The sequence below is a fragment of the Pedobacter sp. Leaf216 genome, from assembly GCF_001421515.1.
GTDB lineage: Bacteria > Bacteroidota > Bacteroidia > Sphingobacteriales > Sphingobacteriaceae > Pedobacter.
In genome coordinates, this window is record NZ_LMKM01000005.1 from 131,988 (window position 1) to 148,149 (window position 16,162).

Below are 16,162 nucleotides of genomic sequence, written 5' to 3' on the forward strand. Positions count from 1 at the left end.
CGGCGAGGAAGGAATTCAAAACAAAAATTCCGATCCGTTCGTGTTTCCGTGGCAAAAAATAAAGTGCAAAAATATAACATGAAGAAATCATCCCTAAGATCGAAATCACTTTTATTACTACTTATAGCAGCAACTACAGCCTTAAACAGCTTTGCCCAGGATGCTGGCCGCAAAACCATTAGCTTAAACGATCAATGGGAATTTAATAAAGAAAACGGACCTGTTGAAAAAGTAAATGTTCCACATACCTGGAACGATAAAGATGTTTTGGATGATGTGCCGGGCTATTACCGGGGCTTAGGTATTTACAAACGTAAATTAAAGCTTAATGAAAGTGCGAAAGGAAAAGATATCTATCTGATATTTAATGGGGTAGCACAAGAGGCTGAAGTATTAATCAATGGTAAAACAGCCGGAAAACATATCGGCAGTTATACCCATTTTACTGTGCCCATCTCTCCATATTTAAATTATAAAAACGATGTTATAGAAGTAAGGGCAAATAACCGTTTTAATGAAGATATTCCACCGCTTACTGCCGATTTTACGTTTTTTGGTGGGATGTACCGCAACGTAAGTCTGTTAATTGCGAATCAAATTCATTTTTCGCAAAAAGAAAACGGAAGTTCGGGTGTATTTATCACCACGCCGCAAGTTTCTGCTTCAGCGGCAAGTGTACAAGTTAAAAGTTTGATTGATAACGCATCTTCTACAGATAAAAAGATACAAGTTGTTACCACCATTTTCGATGCAAAAGGCAATGCGGTAGCCAATAAAAACACTGCTCAAAATATTAATAAAGGGGCTAGTATAGTTGTGGTTCAGGATATTAAATCCATACAGCAACCTCAATTATGGTCGCCGCAAAATCCCTATTTATACCGCGTGGTGACCAAGATTATCGATGTTAAAACCAAGTCGGTAATCGATCAGGTATCTAATCCTTTAGGTTTCCGCTGGTTTAAGTTTGATGCCGATAAAGGATTTTTCTTAAACGATAAACCAATGAAAATTATTGGTGCTAGTAAGCATCAGGATTACGAAAATAGGGGCAATGCTACACCAGATGCGTTGCAGATCAAAGATATTGAGTTGCTTAAAGCCATGGGCGGTAACTTTTTAAGGGTAGCACATTATCCTCAAGACCCACAAATTTTAGAAGCCTGCGACCGTTTGGGCATTTTGGCTTCAGTAGAAATTCCGGTAGTTAATACCATTACCGAAACCGAAGCTTTTACCGCAACCTGTTTGAACATGCAAACTGAAATGATCAAACAGAATTTCAATCACCCAAGTATCATTATCTGGGCATATATGAACGAAATCTTACTTCGCCTAAAGTTTTCTAACGATAAACCCCGTCAGCAAATTTATTTTGATCATGTACGCCAACTTGCCCAAAAATTAGATAGTTTAACCCGCAAAGAAGACCCATCACGTTATACCCTTTTGGTTAACCACGGTGCCTGGGATATTTACAACAAGGTGGGTTTAACGAAAATACCGATGATTGTGGGCTGGAATTTATACTCCGGATGGTATTCTGGTGTACCCGATGATTTTGCTAAATTTTTAGACCGTCACCACAAAGAATTGCCAAATACCCCTTTTATGGTTACTGAATACGGAGCAGATGCCGATCCTAGGATTCGATCATTTTCACCAATCCGTTTTGATAAAAGCGTAGAATATGGCGTTAAATTTAACCAGGTTTACCTAAATGCAATGTTAAGCAGGCCTTTTGTAGCCGGAGGCGAAGCCTGGAATTTGGCCGATTTCAACTCCGAAACCCGCGAAGAAACCATGCCGCACATCAATAACAAAGGTTTGTTAACCATTGGTCGCGATCCAAAAGATACCTATTTCCTTTATCAGGCTTATTTATTGCAAAAGCCCTTTATTAAAATTACTTCAGCGCAGTGGAAAGAAAGAGGAGGAACGGCCGATTCTGCCACATTAAGCAGTACACAGCCAGTTCAGGTGGCTACCAACCTAAAATCAGCTGAACTTTTTTTAAATGGTAAAAGTTTAGGTGTAAAAGATGCTGTAGATCACATTATCGAATGGAAAGTACCATTTATTGATGGAAACAACCAAATACGCGTAATAGCTGGTGATCAGAACGATCAGGCCGACATTGATTTTCAATTACAACCTTTTAAATTTAATGATAGCAATATTTCTTTTAAAAACATCAATATCCTATTAGGTTCAAAACGTTTTTATATCGACGAAGAAGAACACCAGCTCTGGATGCCCGATCAACCTTACAAAACAGGCGCATGGGGATGGATAAGTGGCGATCCTTACAAAGGAACCAACAACCGCATTACTTATGGCAGCGACAAAAACATTTTAGGTACTGATAATGATCCGGTTTACCAAACCCAACAGGTAGGTATTAAGCAATTTAAATTTGATGTGCCTGATGGCGAATATGAATTGGCCTTGCACTTTGCAGAGTTGGTTGGTGGCGAAACAAAAGAAGCATTGGCTTATAATTTAGATAATAACCATAAAAAAGAAGTGGAAGAGCAACGCATTTTCGATGTTTCCATTAATGGCGTATCCTTTTTACCCGGATTAAACCTCGCTACAGATTTTGGCTATACCACAGCGGTTAAAAAAACCACCAGGGTAACCGTACAGAATGGAAAAGGAATTTCAATTGATTTTAACGCGATAAAAGGTAAACCGGTTTTAAATGCATTACAATTAAGAAAAATCTATTAATCTGTAAAACCATGAACCAGCTTCCACTGCGCATTTTATCGATTGATGTTTTAAGAGCACTTACCATGTTCTTAATGATCTTTGTTAACGATGTTGCCGGCGTTTCCAACATTCCGCAATGGATAGAACATGCACCTGCCGATGTGGATGGAATGGGTTTTTCAGATTTAATTTTCCCGGCTTTCCTCTTTATTGTAGGCCTTTCCCTTCCATTCGCCATTCAAAGTAGAATTGTTAAAGGCGAAAGCTTATTTTCTATTTCAGGCTATATTGGTTTAAGGGCACTCGCTTTAATTGTAATGGGCTTTTTTCATGTTAATTTAGAAAATTACAATCACCATTCGGCAATTTTGCCTTACCCGGTTTATACAATTGCCATCACAATTGCCTTCTTTCTGATATGGTTGGATTACCCTGAAAATCTATCAAAAAATAAAAAGTATGGCCTTATTGGGTTTGGCATTTTATTACTCGCTGTATTGGCATTACTATACAAAGGTGGTTCAATAAATCATCCTGAGGGCTTAAAGCCACATTGGTGGGGCATTTTAGGTATTATTGGCTGGGCTTATCTGGTTTCTGCTTTTGTGTACCTTTTTTTAAAAGGTAATTTGTTATTGCTCATGTTGGCTTTTGTTGCCTTTGCGGGCATTAACATTACTACCCACCTGGGTTTATTTAACCACCACTTATGGATCATCGGTGATGCCTCTTCAATCGTGTTAATGTTGGGCGGTGTATTAATTACTTCCGTATATAAAAAGCTCATTGGCAGTAAACAATACCTGGATTTTTGGATCTTGATCAGTTTTTATGGCTTATTGTCGTTCGCTTTTGGCATGTTCATCAGGCCTTACGCAGGGGGGATTTCAAAAATTTATGCTACACCTGCCTGGGTATTTGTGTGCATGGGCATTACCATCATTGTGTTCCAACTGCTGATTTACTTAATAGATGTAAAACATAAAAACGATTGGTTTAAGTTAATTAAACCCGCAGGTACCAGTACATTAACCTGTTACCTTATTCCATATTTGTTGTATGCTATTTTTAGTTTGGCTCATTTTCATTTTCCACATTTTCTAAGTTCAGGTATAGGTGGCATCATCCGTTCTTTGGTTATAGCACTTTTGGTGATCAGGATTGTGTATTTTTTGGAGAAGAAAAAATTACGTTTAAAAGTTTAATTTAAAAATAAATGTTAAAGTTAATTAGGTATATATTCTTGTTTATTGTGTTGTTTAACAGTGAGTTATTGTTTGCGCAGCAATCTACACGTTTAAATAATAACTGGGAATTTTTAAAGCAAGATTTGGGCGGTATATGGGAAGCTGTACGTCCCGTTGGCGTTGGCAATCCTGAGGCGGTTCCATTATGGCAGAAGGTAACTTTGCCGCACTGCTTTAATGCAGAAGATGCTGTAGATCCTGATGTTAATTATTATCAGGGCCCCGCTTGGTACCGCACGCAGCTTAAAATAGATAATCCTTACCAGAACGGAAGAACAATTTTACATTTCGAAGGAGCCGGACAAAAAACTGAAGTTTATGTATATACCACCAAAGTAGCTACACATGTGGGAGGCTATGATGAATGGACAGCAGACATTACGGATGCAGTTGCTGCTTTCGAAAAAACGGCTATTTATCAGAAACAGTTCAAAGGCAAGGTTCCGGTTTCGGTACTGACGGATAATTCCAGGGATCTGGAAATGATTCCTTCCAATCTATCCGATTTTAATGTATATGGCGGCATTTACCGTTACCTGAATTTAGTATATGCACCACAATTATCTGTTGATAAAATGTTTGCCAAAGCTGAAGTAGATGCTCAGGGTAAATTAGGTAAATTAACTGTTAAAACCCGTTTATATAACCCAAAAGCACTTAACGAGGCAACCGTTCTATTGAAATTAGTTGATCCTCAGGGTAAAACTGTAAGTAAAACAGATAAAAAGCTTACTAATTTAAGTGCTGATATAGATTTATGGTCGATTGAGCTTAAAAAGCCTCAGTTATGGTCTACCGAAAAACCTGTGCAATACCGTTTGCAGTACGAAATTATTTCCTCTGCAGGAAATTATAAAGGAGAAGAAAAAGTTGGTTTTCGCCATATCGAGTTTATAGAGAAAGGCCCCTTTAACCTTAACGGAAAACGTTTGCTATTGCGTGGAACCCACCGCCACGAAGACCACGCGGGTGTGGCAGCAGCCATGACGGAGGGCATGATCCGCCAGGAAATGCAAATGATGAAAGATATGGGTGTCAACTTTATCCGCCTCGGGCATTATCAGCAATCGCGTATTGTTTTAAACCTTTGCGATAGTTTAGGCATTATGGTTTGGGAAGAAATTCCCTGGTGCCGTGGTGGTTTAGGAGGCGATATTTATAAACAGCAGGCCAAAAGAATGCTTACCAATATGGTTGAGCAGCATTATAACCATCCGGCCATCATTATTTGGGGCATGGGCAATGAAAACGATTGGCCGGGCGATTTCCCAGAATTTGATAAGGAGAAAATCAGGGCTTTTATGAAAGAACTCAACGATCTTTCGCACAAACTCGATAAATCGCGCTATACCGCCATTCGCAGATGCGATTTTTGCAGCGATATTGTAGATGTGTATTCGCCTTCCATTTGGGCTGGCTGGTACCGAGGTGCTTATACCGATTATAAAAAAGCATCAGAAGATGAGTTTGCCAAGGTTAAACGCTTTTTACATGTAGAGTGGGGAGGAGATAGCCATGCGTTACGCCACTCAGAAAATCCGGATAAAGCGTTAAGTAAAATTAAAACAGGCGGCAGTGCCGATGAAAGGGCAGGAGATGCCTCATTGTATGGCGGTGCAGCCAGAATATCCAAAGATGGCGACTGGAGCGAATCTTATATTACCAATTTAATCGATTGGCATTTAAAAGAACAGGAAACCATGCCCTGGTTAAGCGGTACAGCTTACTGGCCTTTTAAAGATTTTTCTACACCTGTCCGTCCAGATAATCCTGTGCCTTATATGAACCAGAAAGGCATGGTAGAAAGAGATTTTACAAAAAAGGAAGCCTATTACGTTTTTCAATCTTATTGGACAGAAAAACCAATGGTACACATTTACGGCCATACCTGGCCAACCCGTTGGGGCGATGAAGGCGAAGAAAAGATGGTTAAAGTATATTCCAATTGCACCGAGGCTGAAATCTTTTTAAACGGAAAAAGTTTTGGAAGTAAAAAACGCAACAGTCAGGATTATCCCGCGGCAGGCTTACGCTGGAACCTTCCTTTTGCAAAAGGCGAAAATACAGTTAAAGTAATTGCTAAGAATGGAAAAGAAACCGTAACTGACGAGATTAAGTTTACCTATCAAACTGAAAAGTGGACCAAGCCCGCAAAAATGGAACTCAAAAAAATCGATCAGCAGGATGATATAGCTACTGTAGAAGTTAAAGTATATGATGATAAGGGAATACCTTGTTTAGATGCAATCAACTGGATAACTTTTGGTTTAACTGGTGATGGTAAATTAATTGATAATCAAGGTACTTCTTCAGGATCAAGAAAGGTACAGGCTTACAACGGAAGGGCCATAATTAAAGTTAAATTAAATAAAGGGCAGAGTGCCGTATCTGTAAGTAGCGAAGGTTTGAAAACAGTTTTTACTACATTATAACCGCTAACAAATTTCTAACCAATGAAAAAATTGATCACATTTGCAATGCTCGCACTCTTCTTTTTTACGGGAATAGTGTTGGCAGTTCCCCATGACAAACCAAAAGAGGGGGATTTTAAGAAACAGGCCGAAGCGTTGCTTAAAAAACAGATTCTAACTGAGGCAGCATGGGCGATGCAGCAAAAACCGGTTACCGTTACTGCTTCCTCCTCGCCAAGAAGCGCAGGCAGAAAACACGATTTCTTCTCTGAAGCTGATTATTTTTGGCCCGATCCTCAAAACCCTGACGGGCCATACATCAATAGAGATGGCTTAACAAATCCTGATAATTTTTTAGCGCATCGCAAAGCAATGGTGCGTTTTAGTAAAATAATTGGTGCACTGGCATCGGCTTATAAAATCACAGGAAACGAAAAATATGTTAAAGCAGCTGTTATACATTTTCAGGCCTGGTTTATCAATGCCGAAACACTGATGAATCCAAATTTACTTTTCGCACAAGCCGTAAAAGGTAAGTTTACAGGCCGTAATTATGGTATAATTGATACCATTCATTTAATGGAAGTGGCGCAAGGTGCATTAATTATGCAGAAAGCCAAAGCTTTCGATCCAAACACAGCAAAGGGCGTTAAAAAATGGTTTGCAGAGTATACTTTATGGCTTAGTACCAGCAAACCGGGTATTCAGGAAAAAACAGTTAAAAACAATCATGCAACATGTTGGGCCATGCAGGTGGCGTCATTTGCCAGGTTATGTGGCGATGAAAATATGCTTGATTCTTTACGCAACAGTTATAAAACCGTCCTTTTACCCAACCAAATGGGAATAGATGGTAGTTTCCCATTAGAAATGGCCAGAACCAAACCTTATGGTTATTCGATTTTTAATTTGGATGCGATGACAATGCTTTGCCAGATTTTATCGACACCGAAAAATAACCTCTGGAATTTTGAAACAGCAGATGGAAAATCCATTAAAAAAGGATTAACTTATTTGTATCCGTTTATTGCCGATAAAAATCAATGGACTTTAAAACCCGATATAATGTATTGGGAGAACTGGCCGGTGGCGCAACCTTTCTTATTGTTCGGTGCTGAAGCTTACCATCAGGAAAACTGGTACCAAACCTGGGCTAAATTAGACCATAAACCACAAGTAGAAGAAGTAATTAGAAATTTACCTATCCGTAACCCAATAATCTGGTTATAATATGAACTTAAAACTAACAATCACGGCACTAAGTCTATTGTCTTTCAGTGTTGTAAAGGCACAAAAAGTAAATGTTAAAACAGCATTTGCCTCGGCAGCCAAACAAACCGATGTACTGATTAAGAATGTAGATTCGGCCAGAAAAGTAAAGCCCAATTTAGTATCACCACGAACGGTAGAAAACGGCCAGTTTAAAATGGTTGTTTCCAGAGATTGGACAAGTGGATTTTTTCCGGCAGAACTTTGGTATTTCTACCAGTACACCAATGATAAAAAATGGCTCAACCTGGCAAAAAAATATACTGAAGACATTAAAAAAGAACAGTTTAACACCGGAACGCACGATTTGGGTTTCATGATTTATTGTCCATTTGGCAACGGATACCGCTTAACGAACGATCCTGCTTATAAAGCAGTGATTATTCAGGCAGCTAAATCACTGTCTACACGTTTTAATGCAAAAGCTGGTGTTTTAAAATCTTGGGATCATAATGGCGATAAATGGAAATATCCGGTTATTATTGATAACATGATGAATTTGGAATTACTGTTCGAAACCACCAAATTAACAGGCGATTCGTCTTTTTATAAAATTGCGGTAACCCACGCCAATACCACTATGAAGAATCATTTCAGGCCCGATTTCAGTTCTTATCATGTAATTGATTATGATACACTTACTGGTAATGTGCGTCAAAAATTAACTGCACAGGGTTATGCCAATGAATCTGCATGGGCACGTGGCCAGGCCTGGGCATTATATGGCTACACGATGTGTTATCGCGAAACTAAAAACAAAACCTATTTAGCCCAGGCCGACGGGGTTGCAGGTTTTATTTTGAACAGTAAAATTACACCGGCAGATGGTATTCCGTATTGGGATTATAACGACCCAAAAATACCTGATGTATCCCGCGATGCTTCTGCAGCTGCAATTACAGCATCTGCACTTTACGAATTGGTAAAATATAGTACAAACGGTAAAAAGTACAAGGCAGCAGCTGATAAAATTTTAAATTCATTAAGTACAAAGTATACCAGTAAAATAGGCGATAATTATGGTTTTATTTTAGAACACAGCACCGGGCATCGCCCTGCAAAATCGGAAGTTGATGTGCCTATTAACTATGCTGATTATTACTATTTGGAGGCTTTGCTAAGAAGTAATAAATTAAAATGATAAAAAAATGATTGATGTATTTTCCTTATTGATAAAAGGTTATATCATTAAGGCTTTAAAACAGGCATAATGGGCTGTAATATTTAAGATTGTATGGTCGAAAATGCACGATTTATTCGGAAATTGGACCTGTAAATAAAAATGACGCCATTCGTAAGGCGCTGGTTTAAATAAATATATAATAATGAAGCAAAATCTGAGTATCCTATTGATTTTGGCAACCGCATTTACCGTCGTTGCCCAAAACAAAAAAACAGTAAAACCTGTTCAAACTTATGCCGTTGGCAATAAAAAAGTTTCAGTTTATACCACGGCAGAAAAATCTGATTACCGAATCAGTAAAACAGAAACCTTAAGTTTTACCGAAAACAAGCAACCTTTTGAAACAGAGCCTTGTATTTTTGTCGATCCTACCATTAAATACCAAACTTTGGTGGGCATTGGCGGTGCTTTAACCGATGCTTCTGCCGAAACATTTGCTAAACTTTCCAAAAAAAATCAACAAGAACTGTTGACCGCATATTATAGCCCTGTTAAGGGTATCGGCTATACTTTGGCACGTACCAATATTGCCAGCTGCGATTTTTCTAGCGGTAGTTATACCTATGTTCAGGATAATGACAAAGACCTTAAAACGTTTAGTGTAGCACACGATCAGGAATTTAAAATTCCATTGATTAAACAGGCCATTGCTGCTGCGGGAGGCAAATTACCTTTATTTGTTAGCCCGTGGTCGCCACCGGCCTGGATGAAAGATAACAATAGTTTAGTTCAGGGTGGGCATTTGTTACCTGCCTTTCGCCAAAGTTGGGCCAATCATTATGTGAAATTTATTAAAACCTACGAGTCAATGGGCATGCCGATTTGGGGCTTAACCGTTCAAAATGAACCGATGGCGAAACAGAAATGGGAATCTTGTGTGTTTACAGCTGAAGAAGAACGCGATTTTATCAAAAACTTTTTAGGTCCGACTTTACAGAAATCAGGTTTAGCCTCTAAAAAACTAATCGCATGGGATCATAACCGCGATCAGATTTTCCAAAGGGCAAGCACCATTTTAAATGATAAAGATGCAGCCAAATACGTTTGGGGAATTGGTTTCCATTGGTATGAAACATGGACAGGTAGCGGAATGCAATTTGGCAATGTAAAACAAACACATGAAGCCTATCCCGATAAAGCATTAATCTTTACTGAAGGATGTAAGGAAAAATACGATGTGAATAAATTAGACGACTGGACTTTGGGTGAGCGTTATGGCGATTCCATGATTAACGATTTTAATGCCGGAACAGCTGCCTGGACAGATTGGAACATACTTTTAGATGAAAAAGGCGGGCCAAACCATGTAGGTAATTTCTGTTTCGCTCCTGTGCATGCAGATACTAAAAATGATAAATTGATTTACACCAATGCTTATTATTACATGGGCCATTTTTCTAAATTTATCCGTCCCGGAGCTAAAAGAATAGGAACAGCCTCAAGTCGCGATAAACTGCAATCAACTGCCTTTTTAAATACCGATGGAAAACTTGTGGTAGTGGTGATGAATCAATCAGACGATAAATTGAAATACAGTTTATGGATTAAAGGTGAGGCGGCAACCACAACCAGTTTACCGCATTCAATAACCACATTAGTAGTAGAATAAACCAAAATAAGAACCAAACAAAATGATGAAAGAAATAGAAAGCCTGTTTTCGTTAAAAAACAAGGTTGTAGTAGTAACCGGTGCTACAGGTGTTTTAGGCGAGGCTTTTGTTAACGGATTGTGTGCCGCAGGTGCTACAATTGTTGTAATAGGTAGAAATGAAGATGCTGCAAAACAAAGGGTTGCCGATGTAACGCAGGCAGGTGGTAAAGCCATTTATATTATTGCCGATGTATTGAATGAGCAAAATTTAATCGATGCAAATGAGACGATAATTAACCAGTTTGGCCGTATAGATGCTTTGGTTAATGCAGCAGGCGGTAATGTGGCCGAAGCGGTAATTCAACCCGGAAGTGATATCTTCGACCTTAACATATCAGCCCTAAAACAAGCATTTGATCTTAATTTGTTTGGTACCATGTTGCCAACGCAGATTTTTGGTAAAGAAATAGCAAAAAATGGAGGCAGTATAATTAATATTTCTTCGGTTTCTGCCAATCAGGCCATTACGCGCGTATTGGGTTATTCGCTGGCCAAAACATCTATTGATAGTTATACCAAGTGGATGGCTGTGGAGTTGGCTAACCGTTATCAGGATAAAATAAGGATCAATTCTATTGTTCCCGGTTTCTTTATCACCAACCAAAACAGAGCTTTATTAACCAATGCAGATGGCAGCTTAACCGCAAGGGGAGAAGCCATTATTTATAAAACACCATTTAAACGTTTCGGGGCCCCTGAAGAGTTGATTGGTGCCCTGGTTTACTTGCTTAGCGATGCCTCTAAGTTTGTAAACGGCGAAAATATCAAGGTAGATGGTGGATTTACCGCATTTTCTGGCGTTTAGCAATTATTAATCTGTTTTTATTCCATTATCAGTACAATCATAATATGAAGAAATTAGAACAAACCTGGCGTTGGTATGGTCCGAATGATCCGGTTAGCTTACAAGATGTAAAACAAGCGGGTGCTACCGGAATTGTAAGTGCCTTACACCATATTGCTCATGGCGAAGTGTGGCCACTGGCCGATATTCAAGAAAGAAAAGCCATAATCGAAGCTGCCGGCTTAACCTGGTCGGTAGTAGAAAGTGTGCCTGTACACGAGGTCATTAAAACCCGTAGGGCTGATGCTGGCGATTATATAGAAAATTATAAAACCTCTTTGCGTAATTTATCGGCCTGTGGAATTAAAACCGTGTGCTATAACTTTATGCCGGTTTTAGATTGGACCCGCACGCAGCTGGATCTGGAAATGACCGATGGTTCGAAAGCACTTTATTTCAACTGGATCGACCTTGCAATATTTGACCTTTATATTTTGAAAAGGGAAGAAGCTGAAGCTGACTATTCGGAATCAATTTTAAAAAGAGCGAAAGATAAATTTGCAACCTTAAGCGAGCAAGACCTTATCGATCTTCGCATTAATGTGTTGATGGGAATTCCTAACGAAAAAGAAATCGAACTGGAAACTTTACGCAATAGCATTAAAGAATATAAAGCCATTGGTACACAAGGCTTAAAAGAAAATTTAAAGTTTTTCCTATCCTCAATTGCTGATGTATGTACTGAAGAAGGTATTAAAATGACCATACATCCTGATGATCCTCCTTATGCTATTTTAGGCTTACCGAGGATTGCGAGCACTTTGGATGATTTCAACTACATTATTAAATCGGTAGATCAGCCTTTCAATGGTGTGTGTTTCTGCACAGGATCATTAGGGGCCGGAATGGATAATAATGCACTCGAAATCTTTAATGCAGTTAAAGAACGTGTTTATTTTGCCCACCTGCGTAATGTTAAAAAAGATGAAGATGGCAGTTTTTATGAGGCAGATCATTTAGGCGGCGACGTAAATATGTATGAGATCATGAAAGCATTAACAGAGGAAAATGCTTTACGCGATAAAACCATTCCTTTCCGCCCTGATCATGGTCACCAGATGCTGGATGATTTGGCAAAAGAAACCAATCCGGGTTATTCGGCAATTGGCAGATTAAGAGGTTTAGCAGAGCTGAGAGGCCTGGAAATAGGAGTAACCGGAAATTATTAATTTCTTTTTTCTTCCTGAAATTACTTTAGGATCTTAATTTTTAAATACAGATGCGCACGGATAAACAACTTTGTTTTATGTGCGCATTTTTGTTGCATTTACCACGGAAACACTGAAATCACGGAAAATCTATTATTTCTACGTATTTCCCCTTTTAGTAGTGACATCCTGAGCCCTTATGTGTTTTCGTGAATCGTTATTCGTCCACTTTCACCTCATACGTCTTCCTGAATCGTTATTCGTCCACTTTCCTCTCACGCGTCTTCCTGAACTTGTTTCAGGATCTTAGTCATGAGTTAATCACAGCTGTTTGAATTTTTTGTTGCATTTGCCACGGAAACACTGAAATCACGGAAAATTTTTTATTTCTTCTATGCGCATTATTCCTTTTATAAGTGTCATTCTGAACGGAGTCGGAGGACCTTCACTGCACTCAATATCCCCGTTTTTCAGTTTTACATATAAAAAACATTAAACTTATGACCGTCAGGGTCTGAAAATACGAAACCATAATATCCTTCGCCAAACGCTTTAGGTTCTGAAACTATTTTGCCACCTGCCTGCACAACATCTTTCGCCCACTGATCAACTTCTGCTTTACACTCTGCTGAAAGGGTAAATATAATTTCGTTAGCAATATGGGCATCCGAAATATCTATCTCAACATTTGCTTTTAATACTTCTTTTAAAAAGAAATGCATGATAAAATTATCCTCGCTTATTAAGAAGCTGGTGAGGTCGTTATTTCTTCCGTTTGGTTTAAATCCAAGTGCTGTATAAAACTTTGTTGTTCGGTCTAGATCACTCACTGTAAAATTCGACCATATCTTTTTAGGCTTCATGTTAAAGTTATTTAATAAGAAATACTAATTTACGTCTTAAGACATGGATAGTTGGGGTTATTAAGCGACATATAATAGGGCTATTTGGGATAATTTTTGGATAAGAGAATATTGCAGTGAAGCAGAAAATAGAAAATAAATTGAATAAAAAAAGGCTTCCAGTTTTAACTAGAAGCCTTTAATTGTACCCCGGAAGGGACTCGAACCCCTGACCCTCGGTTTAGAAAACCGACGCTCTATCCAGCTGAGCTACCGAGGCCCATTTTTTAATGAGCTGCAAATATAGAAGTTCTATTGAATATGTAAAAATATATTTTAAACTATTTGAAGGCTGTTTTTCTTATTTTAAATAAGTATTTAAAAACGAAGCAATTAAAATTGAATATTCATGCAAAAACATCATAACTAACGGCCAAAAAGCGATATTTTTAAACATTTGTATGCTTAAAACATCAGTAAATTGACAAAAGATATCTTCAAAAAAGTAATTTAGGCATCTTCTCCGTTCCAGATATCATCATCAGCATGTCTAATTTCGTCATGACTGGACGTTACACTTTTTAGTTCTTCGTGGTGGTAATTTCTCTCCGGATTTTCTGGTAACCCATTATCATGATCTGGTGCTACTCTTCTTAAGTGCTCAGGTTTTTTAACCTCTGGTAAATCATCGTGTACAACAGAAGGTGTTAAAATCTTCTTTTTTGGGTTATTGGTGTTTTCCATAATCTTAAAAGGCACAAATTTCAAGCCACAAGCAAAGGTGAGGTAAAATTTTGGAAATCGGCAGTTATTTCGTTTTTAAAATCGTTCGCTGGTCAAAACGTTTAAGCTTGCTCAACTTAATCCCGCGCCAGGTAAAAGATCACTTTAATGCTATTGTTTACCGATTTTCTTATTGTAAGCTGCCTCAAGCGCTGCCAATACTGTATCATATCCCTTGCGATCAATAAATGCAGCTGGATTATAGGCATTGCCCGGTTTGTGCTTATCGTGCAGGTTAAACTGGCTCGCATGAGATGACAGCCAGATATCGAAAGATTGGTTTTTAAGCGATTTAAAAGTAGAGGCATAATCCTTTTCAATTTCAGTGTATGCAGGTATTTCAGAAAACTTTTTATCGGTAACAATGCTTGGCATATTCGCTATTAACACTACATAACTGCGTTTTTCATCTCTTGTTGTTAATTTAAAACTGCACGATCCTTTTGTATGCCCGGGATGGTGGAGCATAGTGATATCGGTATTTCCCAACCGTATGTGATCGCCATCTTTTAATAAACGGTCGGCAAAAACAGGCGCATAACTACTTTCCTTACCGCCAAGTGCATAATCCGATCTGCCGCCGTCTTTCATTACCGCGGCATCCTTTTCGTCAACCATCATTTTTGCGCCCGTAAGCTTTTTGATTTCTGCCATTGCACCCATATGGTCGTAATGCGCCTGGGTGGTAAGCAAAATTTTAATATCATTAAATTTAAAACCTAAAGTGTTTACATTGCGCTTAATCTGTTCTGCTGATGAACTTAAACCCGTATTAATGAGGATGTTTCCTTTTGGAGTAGTAATCAGGTAACAAGCCAGATCAGCAGTGCCTACATAATAAATATTGCCAACAATACGGAAAGGAGTATAGGGTTCAGACCATTCTTTTGGGGTGTCACCCGGTTCGTGCACATTTTGAGCAAAGGCAAAAATGGGAAGAAAAAAGAGGTAGAATAAGGCTTGGATTTTCATAAGATGATCAGGTAGTTTAGGAATTTATGTAAATCAAAATTAGTAAAATATCCAGTGGCATTGATTAAAAAACCTAAGGATTAACTTATTTCTTATAAAATTACGGAGTAATTAAACCTGAACAACTAGCGCTGTTTTTGCTGCTCTAAAATCGGTGGGTGAATATCCAGTTTGTTTTTTAAAGTTGCAACTAAAGTATGCAGCATCCTCATAACCCAACTCGTAAGCAATTTCTTTGGCTGATTTATCGGTATACATCAATAATCTTTTAGCTTCGAGCAGTAAACGCTCGCGAATGATTGCCAGTGGCGATTGATGGCCATAAAGCGCGAAAAGGTTGGATAATGTTTTCGAAGACCTGTATAATTGGCCTGCATAAAAGGCCACCGTGTGCTGTTTACGGTAGTGATTTTCTACCAATAAATTATAACTACGGATGATATCAAGTTTGTCATCGCTTACCGTATTGGCGGGGATAAATTGTTGTTTTGCAAGCCTCGTAACAATAATAATTAAACGTTTTAATAACATTTGCAGCATATCCAGTTGAATGTTATCAGCAGTTCCAAACTCATCTGCAAATACTTCGATCAGGGAGTCGATTTTTTTCTGGTGAGTTTCATCCAGGTTGATGAACATATTGCCCGATGAACCATAAAAAATAAAACCAACGCAGCTAACTTCCCTGTCATGATCAACCACACAATAAAAATTCCGGTTAAACTGCCAGGCTACAATCTGTTCGGGTTTCTCAAAACTGAAAGACTGGCTAACCACCAATGGAATTATGCTTTGTTGAGGAAATTCATAACCTACACCATCAATGGTAATCTGTTGAGCAGCACCCCTGTTCCAGGCAATGGTTAAAAATTTATCTTGCCTGTCTCGCTGAAAAAAAAATCTGTCAAGTTGATTTTCATTTATAGTTAGCCTGAATTCTCCCCGGGTGAGCTCTTGCAGATACTGGAATTTCATTTTACATGGTTTTACTTGCTGCAATATCGTAATGTTTTTTCTGTGTTGGAAAAACAAGGCGTTAATTACAAACATTCGGGAAGTTTGTACATTCTTTCCTGCCTAAAAACTCAAGACCTTTA

At 38.5% G+C, this 16,162-nt stretch carries 12 protein-coding genes and 1 tRNA gene; 8 read left to right on the forward strand and 5 right to left on the reverse strand.

Annotation, left to right across the window (positions count from 1 at the left end; all coding sequences use genetic code 11):
* The first annotated feature begins 78 nt into the window (after positions 1-78).
* The 8 genes from ASE74_RS04230 (at position 79) to uxuA (ending at position 12,489) form a co-directional block, all read left to right on the forward strand.
* A complete protein-coding gene (locus ASE74_RS04230; protein ID WP_055904734.1) occupies positions 79-2,733 on the forward strand; it encodes a glycoside hydrolase family 2 TIM barrel-domain containing protein in 2,655 nt (884 codons plus the stop codon).
* An 11-nt stretch (positions 2,734-2,744) separates the two neighbouring features.
* Entirely contained in the window at positions 2,745-3,920 is a 1,176-nt protein-coding gene (locus ASE74_RS04235) for a DUF5009 domain-containing protein (RefSeq protein ID WP_055904639.1), read from the forward strand.
* An 11-nt stretch (positions 3,921-3,931) separates the two neighbouring features.
* Positions 3,932-6,394 (forward strand): glycoside hydrolase family 2 TIM barrel-domain containing protein, encoded by a 2,463-nt coding sequence (locus tag ASE74_RS04240; protein ID WP_055904643.1) that lies wholly within the window; start codon positions 3,932-3,934, stop codon positions 6,392-6,394.
* A gap of 21 nt (positions 6,395-6,415) precedes the next feature.
* Positions 6,416-7,603 carry an alginate lyase family protein gene (locus ASE74_RS04245; protein ID WP_055904646.1) on the forward strand — a complete coding sequence of 396 codons (1,188 nt, stop codon included), beginning with the start codon at positions 6,416-6,418 and terminating at the stop codon, positions 7,601-7,603.
* Position 7,604: 1 nt separating this feature from the next.
* On the forward strand, positions 7,605-8,783 hold the full coding sequence (locus tag ASE74_RS04250; RefSeq protein WP_055904647.1) for a glycoside hydrolase family 88 protein: 1,179 nt from the start codon (positions 7,605-7,607) through the stop codon (positions 8,781-8,783).
* A 184-nt stretch (positions 8,784-8,967) separates the two neighbouring features.
* Positions 8,968-10,434: a glycoside hydrolase family 30 beta sandwich domain-containing protein gene (locus tag ASE74_RS04255; RefSeq protein WP_055904651.1), complete on the forward strand. Its 1,467-nt coding sequence runs from the start codon at positions 8,968-8,970 to the stop codon at positions 10,432-10,434.
* 22 nt (positions 10,435-10,456) lie between these two features.
* Entirely contained in the window at positions 10,457-11,281 is an 825-nt protein-coding gene (locus ASE74_RS04260) for an SDR family oxidoreductase (RefSeq protein ID WP_082458640.1), read from the forward strand.
* A gap of 44 nt (positions 11,282-11,325) precedes the next feature.
* Positions 11,326-12,489, forward strand: a complete 1,164-nt coding sequence (gene uxuA / locus ASE74_RS04265) for a mannonate dehydratase (protein ID WP_055904654.1) — start codon at positions 11,326-11,328, stop codon at positions 12,487-12,489.
* Between the two features lie 455 nt (positions 12,490-12,944).
* On the opposite strand, the gene ASE74_RS04270 is transcribed toward uxuA, so the two are convergent.
* From ASE74_RS04270 to ASE74_RS04290, 5 genes are all read right to left on the reverse strand, one after another.
* Entirely contained in the window at positions 12,945-13,331 is a 387-nt protein-coding gene (locus ASE74_RS04270; RefSeq protein WP_055904657.1) for a VOC family protein, read from the reverse strand.
* Positions 13,332-13,516: 185 nt separating this feature from the next.
* Positions 13,517-13,590 (reverse strand) — tRNA-Arg (locus ASE74_RS04275).
* A gap of 230 nt (positions 13,591-13,820) precedes the next feature.
* Positions 13,821-14,054, reverse strand: coding sequence for a hypothetical protein (locus ASE74_RS04280; RefSeq protein ID WP_055904660.1), 234 nt, complete (start codon positions 14,052-14,054; stop codon positions 13,821-13,823).
* A 150-nt stretch (positions 14,055-14,204) separates the two neighbouring features.
* Positions 14,205-15,065 carry a subclass B3 metallo-beta-lactamase gene (bla, locus tag ASE74_RS04285; RefSeq protein WP_055904664.1) on the reverse strand — a complete coding sequence of 287 codons (861 nt, stop codon included), beginning with the start codon at positions 15,063-15,065 and terminating at the stop codon, positions 14,205-14,207.
* A 111-nt stretch (positions 15,066-15,176) separates the two neighbouring features.
* Positions 15,177-16,040 (reverse strand): AraC family transcriptional regulator, encoded by an 864-nt coding sequence (locus ASE74_RS04290; RefSeq protein ID WP_055904740.1) that lies wholly within the window; start codon positions 16,038-16,040, stop codon positions 15,177-15,179.
* Positions 16,041-16,162 lie beyond the last annotated feature (122 nt).

Bases quoted from the DNA above. Each gene is read 5' to 3' on its own strand.
- ASE74_RS04230 (WP_055904734.1), top strand. From the start codon at position 79: ATGAAGAAATCATCCCTAAGATCGAAATCACTTTTATTACTACTTATA.
- ASE74_RS04235 (WP_055904639.1), top strand. From the start codon at position 2,745: ATGAACCAGCTTCCACTGCGCATTTTATCGATTGATGTTTTAAGAGCA.
- ASE74_RS04240 (WP_055904643.1), top strand. From the start codon at position 3,932: ATGTTAAAGTTAATTAGGTATATATTCTTGTTTATTGTGTTGTTTAAC.
- ASE74_RS04245 (WP_055904646.1), top strand. From the start codon at position 6,416: ATGAAAAAATTGATCACATTTGCAATGCTCGCACTCTTCTTTTTTACG.
- ASE74_RS04250 (WP_055904647.1), top strand. From the start codon at position 7,605: ATGAACTTAAAACTAACAATCACGGCACTAAGTCTATTGTCTTTCAGT.
- ASE74_RS04255 (WP_055904651.1), top strand. From the start codon at position 8,968: ATGAAGCAAAATCTGAGTATCCTATTGATTTTGGCAACCGCATTTACC.
- ASE74_RS04260 (WP_082458640.1), top strand. From the start codon at position 10,457: ATGATGAAAGAAATAGAAAGCCTGTTTTCGTTAAAAAACAAGGTTGTA.
- uxuA (WP_055904654.1), top strand. From the start codon at position 11,326: ATGAAGAAATTAGAACAAACCTGGCGTTGGTATGGTCCGAATGATCCG.
- ASE74_RS04270 (WP_055904657.1), bottom strand. From the start codon at position 13,331: ATGAAGCCTAAAAAGATATGGTCGAATTTTACAGTGAGTGATCTAGAC.
- ASE74_RS04280 (WP_055904660.1), bottom strand. From the start codon at position 14,054: ATGGAAAACACCAATAACCCAAAAAAGAAGATTTTAACACCTTCTGTT.
- bla (WP_055904664.1), bottom strand. From the start codon at position 15,065: ATGAAAATCCAAGCCTTATTCTACCTCTTTTTTCTTCCCATTTTTGCC.
- ASE74_RS04290 (WP_055904740.1), bottom strand. From the start codon at position 16,040: ATGAAATTCCAGTATCTGCAAGAGCTCACCCGGGGAGAATTCAGGCTA.